The organism is Brachybacterium sp. AOP42-C2-15 (assembly GCF_052377065.1).
Taxonomy (GTDB): Bacteria; Actinomycetota; Actinomycetes; order Actinomycetales; family Dermabacteraceae; genus Brachybacterium.
Map to the genome: position 1 here is coordinate 1 of NZ_JBQSWK010000070.1, position 6,904 is coordinate 6,904.

A 6,904-nucleotide genomic window follows, 5' to 3' on the forward strand; every position below is an offset into this window, starting at 1 on the left:
ATACTCCGAGTGGTGGGGTCGGCACGGTGGGAGGACGGGTCGCTCGAGTGGCGCTGGTTAGTGATCGTCCGTGATCATCCACCGTTACCTTTCTCTGCAGGGGTACCTCTGGCAGGTTGAGACGCCGAACGACTACGGAGGGTCGCCAACGGCAACGGTCGTTAGGGCGATTCAGCACCGATGTGTGAATAGCTCGCGCTGGGGACCGCGGGGACGTCCTCGGCAGCAGGTGCCCGAGATGCGTCCTCGGATAGGACGGCGCGGAGGATCAGTGTGAACGCCTCGTCATCCTCGCGGAGGATCGCGGCTATGTCGGGCCTGCGGTCGGCGGTGGGGTACTGGGTGTAGTACTCATGCACTGCGGCGAAGAACCTGTCTTTCGCCTCCGGCGCCACCTCGGGGGAGTTTGCCTCGAGCCAGATTTCTGCCTCGAGGCGCTCACTCGGCGTGCTCACTAGGTGTCCTCTCGCTGTGGTCGGCCTATCCTGCGTACCCCTATTTGGCCAGATGGGACGTCATTGAGTGTATGAGAGGCGTTGCGGTTGGCTCCGCGTCCGACGGGCCGAGCACTACGCGCGGCGATCAGGAGAGCCGGACCCCGAGTCACCCCCCCATCGCTCCGAGAACTGCGAAACAGCGGTAGGCGCCCCTGTTGCTGCACCCACGGCGCCTCCCCATGCGCTTATTCCTCCTGGGGTGGGTTAGGAACCCTCGGCGCGGCCTTTTCGCCAGTAGCCCATGAATGCGACCTGGCGGCGGTCAATCCCGATGTCCTGGACAAGGTAGCGCCGGATATCTTTGACGGCGGCGGCTTCACCAGCGATCCAGGCGTAGAACGGGCGCTCACCCTGGGGAGTGTCGGTCCCGCTGTTGCGGGCTGCGCCGCTCAGGGCCCGAGGGACGTCCCACAGGATGGTCGCGTCGATATCGATGTCGTCGAGGTCAACTGCCTGGGCGTCGCTATCGGGAGCGGGCTGGACGGTCTCGCGGACGGCTGCGCGCATGAGGTCACCGTGGTCGCGTTCACCTCGAACGAGCCAGGTCACCTCCATGCCGGCGGGGACGTCGAGCGTGAGGATGTCTCCGGCGTGCGGGACTTCGAGGATCACGTGTCCGGTGAGGGTTTCTGCGGCGAATGGGGGCTGGGTGAGGGACTCGAGGATCGAGGCGATGGCCGGGACGGCGGTCTCGTCACCGGCGAGCAGGAGGTGACGGGCCGTGCCGGGATCGAACTCGATGCCACCTCGACCTCGGGGCACATCTCGAGCGGGTCCGATCACGTGCAGGCGGCTACCGATCTCCGCTGCGGTGGCCCAGTTGCTCGCAGGACCCCCATCGCTGGCTTCGCTGGTGTGCAGGACCATGTCGACGATCAGTTCACGCTCGGCGTCGCGCCACTCCCGCACGGTGTAGGTGCGCATGGATCCACGCACGTCCTCGTCGAGCTGTAGCCACGCCTGGTACCAGGACAGCGAAGGATCCTCGTGGTTGGCGAGGAACGAGGGGAGATCGAACGTTGGGGCGCCGTCGCCGGGCGGGATGATCAATTTGAAGCGGAGGTCTTGGGGGTGATGTTCGATGCCAAAGCCCTCCATCCCGGCGCCACTGAGCGTGACTCGGCGGAAGGAGTGACTGAGGTCCTCGATCGCGGTGACCTCGGCCTCGAACGCGGTAGCCGTCGGGCGTGGCATGGGGTGCTCCTGAACGTCGGGGCAGGTCGGGACGGGTGCCATCACGTGAGTGGAGGCCGACCTGTGTTACTTAGGTTAGCCTATCCTTGCACTAGCCATGGTGTGGTCGCAGCGCACTTGCGCGGGCTCCACTTTGTCCTACGTGTCCTCTCGCTGGTTCATCAGCGAGGTGGCCCCATCCCGATCGAAAGAGTCCGATGCAGCGTCGTCGCTTCCTCACCCTGTCCAGCCTCTCGGGCCTGAGCGTGCTCGGTCTCGCCGCGTGTTCGGGGTCCGAGTCCGCCAGTGAACAGGACCCCGGCCCTGGTGGTGAGCAGGCTTTCTCCTTTACTCCCGCGAACTACGACGGGGTCACGATTTCGTTGGACCAGGCCCCGGTGAGGATCGTCGCGGACATCTACTCCGCGGCGGCGCTGCAGCCGTACGGCATCGAGCCGGTCGGGGTTTTCGGGTTCGGCGCCACAGGGTCGGGCAAAGGGGACCTGGATCTTGATGCGCTGAATGTCCTGGGGCTCGAGGGTGAGCTCAGCCTTGAGAAGCTCGCTGCTGCAGCGCCTGACCTCATCATCGGGGTCGGGAACCAGGAGGGAACGGGGTGGACCTGGTGGGAGGACGAGGTGAGGGACCAGGCCACCGAGGTCGCGCCGTTCCTGCCCATTCGCATGGGTGGAACTCCGCCGGAGATGATCCAAGAATACCGTGCCCTGGCCCAGGCGCTGGGGGCCGACAGCGACGGAAGCGAGATCGCGACGGCCGAAGAGGACTTCAATGCCGCTCGTGAGCGGCTCCGGACGGTCACCGGACAGAAGCCGGACCTGACAGTCCTGGCGTTCAACACCACCGGAGACGTCATCTACACCAGCACCACCCTTGGCGTGCTGAACATGCTCGCTGAGGATGGCGTGGCGCTCGTGGGCCCCGAGGCCCCGGAGGAGTCCTCCTGGGCCGAGGTGAGTTGGGAGAGCATCGCGGACTACCCCGCCGATGTGATCCTTCAGGCCGAGACGTCGGTCGGGTACGAGGAGAACCCGCTGTGGCTGTCCCTGCCCGCCGTCGAGGCCGACCAGATCGGAACCTGGGACGACAAGCGGGCCTACACCTACGTCGCGCAGACCGCGTGGCTGAACGAGCTCGCGGCCGTCCTGGAGGACTCCGAGCGCATCATCCCGTGACGTCCCCACGGGCCTCTCGCCACCCCGCGGCCACCCACCCAACACCCCCCGCCGATGCCACGCAGCAGCTCGAGGTGGTCTCACGGCCACCCGTGATCCGGGCGATCGCCCCTCCCGCCCTCGGCGCTCTCACTGTCGTCGCGGTGATGGCAAGCCTCGTGGTGGGGGACCGCTCGATCTCACCCGGGACAGTCGTGGACGCGCTCCTATCCACGGACATGTCCGTGATCGATCATCAGGTGGTGTGGGGCTCCCGGGTTCCACGCACGGTTGCCGGGGTCGCGGTGGGGGCCGCGATCGCGGTTGCCGGAGCCCTCGTCCAGGCCCTCACACGTAACCCACTGGCCGATCCCGGCATCCTCGGGGTCAACGCCGGAGCCGCGGTAGCGGTTGCTGCCGGCGTGTCCCTGCTCGGTATCGGCGGGATGCAGGGCCAGTTGTGGTGCGCCGTGATCGGGGCGTTCATCGCGACGGTGGCTGTCCTTGCCATCGGGGCGGCCGGCCGCGGGGGCGCCGACCCCATCCGACTGACCCTGGCCGGCGTGGCTTTCGCCGCGGTCATGACGGGCCTGACCACGGCGATCACGCTGTTGGATGTCCGAGCGTTCGATGCGATGCGCACCTGGAGCGCCGGCTCCCTCGCCGTGCGGGGTATAGGGCCGACGCTGCAGGCCCTCCCGTTCGTCGCGATCGGGTTGCTTGCCGCCGCCGCCGCAGCGCGCTACCTCAGCTCCATCGCCCTGGGAGATGATCTCGCCACCACGCTCGGCGTCCCGCTCTTGCGGGCGCGCCTCTTGGGGATCCTGGGCATCACCACGGCCTGCGGTGCTGCCACGGCGATCGCCGGTCCCATCGGATTCGTCGGCCTCATGGTGCCTCACATCATCCGGTGGATCGTGGGCCCCCACCAGGGGTGGATCCTCGGACTCTCGGCACTGGCCGGCCCCTGCCTAATCCTCGGCGCCGATGTCCTCGCGCGCGTAGCGACCCCCGGTGGCATGCCCGTCGGAGTCGTCACCGCGTTCCTCGGCGCGCCCGTGCTGATCGCCATGGTCCGTACCCGGGCGGTGTCAGGCCTATGACCACACCGACAACCCACGCAACCACCACGAGGACACCGAAGGCACGGGGGCCCCGGGTGATCCCCGTCCCCACCCGCCTCGGGGGTGTCCTGCACCTGACGGTTCGCAAGGCGATTGTCACGCTCGTGATTCTCCTGGCGGCTGCCCTCGTGCTCGTCGTATCCGTCGGGACCGGTGAGGTCCCCATCCCCGCCGGCCGCGTCATCGGCGCGCTCCTGGGGACTGGGGACGCCGGCGACATCCTGGTCGTCCGGCAGTGGCGGCTACCGCGAGCACTGGTCGCTGTCCTGCTCGGGGCATCCCTCGGTATCGGCGGCGCGATCTTCCAGTCCCTCACCCGCAACCCGCTGGGAAGCCCGGACATCATCGGGTTCGGCACCGGCTCCTACACGGGCGCGCTGGTCGTCATCCTGTTCCTCGGCGGGTCCTCGCTGGGCACCGCCGGCGGCGCTCTCCTCGGTGGGATCCTCACCGCTTTCGCGGTCTACCTGCTGGCCCGCACCCGGGGAACGGGTGCCCGAGCCGGGCTCCCCGGGTTCCGTCTGATCATCGTCGGTATCGGTGTCTCCGCGATGCTCTCAGCGGTCAACACCTGGATCATCCTGCGCGCGGAGGTGGAGGACGCCATGCGCGTCGCGATCTGGGGAGCAGGATCCCTCAACGGTCTGTCCTGGAGCCACGTCCGCCTCTCCGCCGTGGCCGTCCTCCTCATCGCAGTCTTCGCCACGGTGCTCTCCGAGCGGATGCATTTGCTGGAGATGGGGGATGACCTCTCGACCTCGCTGGGCATCCGGACCGAGACCACTCGCATCCTGCTCATCGTCGTGGGGATCTCCGCCGTCGCGGTCGTCGCCTCGGTCGCAGGCCCGATCTCGTTCGTGGCGTTGGCGGCCCCCCAGATCGCTCGGCGCCTGACCCACGACAGTGGCGTCGCCATCGGCCCCGCTGCCCTTGTCGGAGCGTTCCTCCTGCTGGGCAGCGACTACATTGCCCAACGCATCCACCCCCAGACACCATTACCCGTCGGCGTCGTCACGGTATCGCTCGGCGGGGCCTACCTCGTCTGGCTCCTCATCCACGAAGGACGGAAGGGACGGTCATGACCACACGCCTCCAGGTCGACCACGCCACCATCGGCTACGGCGACCGCAGCGTTATTCAGGACCTCGACATCTCCGTCACCGACGGCTCGTTCACCGTCATCATCGGCCCCAACGCCTGTGGCAAATCCACTCTGCTGCGGTCGATGGCCCGCCTCCTAAAACCCACAGCAGGCATCGTCAGCCTCGATGGCAAGAACCTTGAGGACATGTCTTCCCGCGCGATCGCGCGCATCCTCGGCCTTCTGCCGCAGAGCGCGATCGCCCCGGACGGCATCCGCGTCCGAGACCTCGTCGCTCGTGGTCGCTTCCCCCACCGAGGGTTCCTGGCCCGTAACACCCCCCACGACCTCGAGGTCATCGACCAGGCGCTCGAGGCGACCGGCACGACAGACCTCGCCTACCGCCTCGTGGACGAACTGTCCGGGGGACAACGCCAACGCGTGTGGATCGCGATGGTCCTCGCCCAGGAGACCGACCTCCTCCTCCTAGACGAACCCACTACCTTCCTCGACATCGCTCACCAGATCGCCGTCCTGAACCTGTGCTCAAAGCTCCACCGCGGTGGAAGCACCGTCGTCGCGGTCCTCCACGACCTCAACCACGCCTGCCGCTACGCCTCCCACATCGTCGCGATGCGCGATGGCCGCATCGTGGCCCGCGGAGCACCGAAAGACATCATCGACGCCGACCTGGTCAGGGACGTCTTCGACCTTCCCGCCATGGTCATCGATGACCCCGTCACGGGCACCCCACTGGTCATCCCCACCGCTACATAGGCGGGGGAGCACGCTACTCGGGGCTCAGAAGCGATCGGGGACGATTGCGCTCAGTGCGCATAATCAGAGGTATGCGCCCTACTGAGCGCTCGCCCGACCTTTGGGTCTCGTTGGCACGGGAGCACGCCCCGCGGTAGCCGGTGGCATCGGGACTGCCGCACGGATAGGTGACATCTGATCTGGCTTGCCCACTGGGCGGCCTGGAAGGATGTGCACCATGCCTGCTCCCTATCCCCAGGAGTTCCGCGAAGATGTCGTGCGTGTGGCCCGGTCCCGTGAGGACGGCGTCACTCTCGCGCAGATCGCGAAGGACTTCGGCGTCCACGAGATGACGCTGCATAAATGGATCCGTCAAGCCGACATCGATGACGGAAGCCGCCCCGGCAAGAGCCGGGAGGATTCCACCGAGCTGCGCGATGCGCGCAAGCGGATCCGGCTGCTCGAGCAGGAGAACGAGGTCCTCCGCCGCGCAGCCGCCTACCTGTCCCAGGCGAACCTGCCGGGAAAAAGCTCTACCCGCTCGTGAGCGAGCTCGCCGCCGACGGCATCCCCGTCGCGGTGTCCCTGCGGGTCTTGAAGCTCTCCCGTCAGCCCTACTATCGCTGGCGGCGCCAGCAGGTCACCACAGCCGAGCTGACCGAGGCCTATCGAGCCAACGCTCTGCTGGACGCCCACCGCGACGACCCCGAGTTCGGCTACCGGTTCCTCGTCAGTGAAGCCGCCGAGGCCGGTGAGGTGATGTGTGAGCGGACGGCGTGGAGGATCTGCCGGGACAACCAGTGGTGGTCGGTGTTCGGTAAGAAGCGCGGCAAGAACGGGAAGCGCCCCGGTCCGCCGGTCCATGACGACCTTGTGAAGCGGGACTTCTCCGCCGATGACGCCAACGAACTGTGGCTCACCGACATCACCGAGCACTGGACCGACGAGGGCAAGCTCTACCTCTGCGCCATCAAAGATGTGTTCTCCGGCCGGATCGTGGGCTACTCGATCAGCGACCGGATGAAGGCTCGCCTCGCGGTGAAGGCCCTGGACAACGCGATATCCAGGCGCCGTGACGCCGCCGGCTGCATCGTGCATTCG

The 6,904-nt window shown here is 67.2% G+C and carries 8 protein-coding genes; 6 read left to right on the forward strand and 2 right to left on the reverse strand.

All coding sequences use genetic code 11. The features are described from left to right. Positions 1 to 161 precede the first annotated feature (161 nt). Together ACT3SQ_RS18595 and ACT3SQ_RS18600 are read right to left on the reverse strand one after the other, a co-directional pair. Complete coding sequence (locus ACT3SQ_RS18595) at positions 162 to 455, reverse strand: hypothetical protein (RefSeq protein WP_193107404.1); 294 nt, start codon at positions 453 to 455, stop codon at positions 162 to 164. A 246-nt stretch (positions 456 to 701) separates the two neighbouring features. Then, positions 702 to 1,691 carry a siderophore-interacting protein gene (locus ACT3SQ_RS18600; protein ID WP_193107403.1) on the reverse strand — a complete coding sequence of 330 codons (990 nt, stop codon included), beginning with the start codon at positions 1,689 to 1,691 and terminating at the stop codon, positions 702 to 704. Positions 1,692 to 1,888: 197 nt separating this feature from the next. Here ACT3SQ_RS18600 and ACT3SQ_RS18605 point away from each other — a divergent pair, with 197 nt between their 5' ends. The 6 genes from ACT3SQ_RS18605 to ACT3SQ_RS18630 form a co-directional block, all read left to right on the forward strand. Then, positions 1,889 to 2,863: an ABC transporter substrate-binding protein gene (locus ACT3SQ_RS18605; protein WP_193119511.1), complete on the forward strand. Its 975-nt coding sequence runs from the start codon at positions 1,889 to 1,891 to the stop codon at positions 2,861 to 2,863. Further along, positions 2,860 to 3,945 carry an iron chelate uptake ABC transporter family permease subunit gene (locus ACT3SQ_RS18610; protein ID WP_441446632.1) on the forward strand — a complete coding sequence of 362 codons (1,086 nt, stop codon included), beginning with the start codon at positions 2,860 to 2,862 and terminating at the stop codon, positions 3,943 to 3,945. The genes ACT3SQ_RS18605 and ACT3SQ_RS18610 overlap by 4 nt, the downstream gene beginning before the upstream one ends. After that, positions 3,942 to 5,048, forward strand: coding sequence for a FecCD family ABC transporter permease (locus tag ACT3SQ_RS18615; protein ID WP_193119510.1), 1,107 nt, complete (start codon positions 3,942 to 3,944; stop codon positions 5,046 to 5,048). Before ACT3SQ_RS18610 ends, ACT3SQ_RS18615 begins: the two co-directional genes overlap by 4 nt. Beyond that, positions 5,045 to 5,824: an ABC transporter ATP-binding protein gene (locus ACT3SQ_RS18620; protein ID WP_193107400.1), complete on the forward strand. Its 780-nt coding sequence runs from the start codon at positions 5,045 to 5,047 to the stop codon at positions 5,822 to 5,824. The genes ACT3SQ_RS18615 and ACT3SQ_RS18620 overlap by 4 nt, the downstream gene beginning before the upstream one ends. A 217-nt stretch (positions 5,825 to 6,041) precedes the next feature. Then, entirely contained in the window at positions 6,042 to 6,350 is a 309-nt protein-coding gene (locus ACT3SQ_RS18625; RefSeq protein ID WP_444601576.1) for a transposase, read from the forward strand. Further along, positions 6,347 to 6,904, forward strand: a 558-nt coding sequence (locus ACT3SQ_RS18630; protein ID WP_444601577.1) for a DDE-type integrase/transposase/recombinase, incomplete at its 3' end; no start/stop codon positions are given. The genes ACT3SQ_RS18625 and ACT3SQ_RS18630, both read left to right, overlap by 4 nt.

What these genes read in the sequence shown, in the direction of transcription:
- ACT3SQ_RS18600 (WP_193107403.1), bottom strand. Translation starts at nt 1,691, where the DNA reads ATGCCACGCCCGACGGCTACCGCGTTCGAGGCCGAGGTCACCGCGATC.
- ACT3SQ_RS18605 (WP_193119511.1), top strand. Translation starts at nt 1,889, where the DNA reads ATGCAGCGTCGTCGCTTCCTCACCCTGTCCAGCCTCTCGGGCCTGAGC.
- ACT3SQ_RS18615 (WP_193119510.1), top strand. Translation starts at nt 3,942, where the DNA reads ATGACCACACCGACAACCCACGCAACCACCACGAGGACACCGAAGGCA.
- ACT3SQ_RS18620 (WP_193107400.1), top strand. Translation starts at nt 5,045, where the DNA reads ATGACCACACGCCTCCAGGTCGACCACGCCACCATCGGCTACGGCGAC.
- ACT3SQ_RS18625 (WP_444601576.1), top strand. Translation starts at nt 6,042, where the DNA reads ATGCCTGCTCCCTATCCCCAGGAGTTCCGCGAAGATGTCGTGCGTGTG.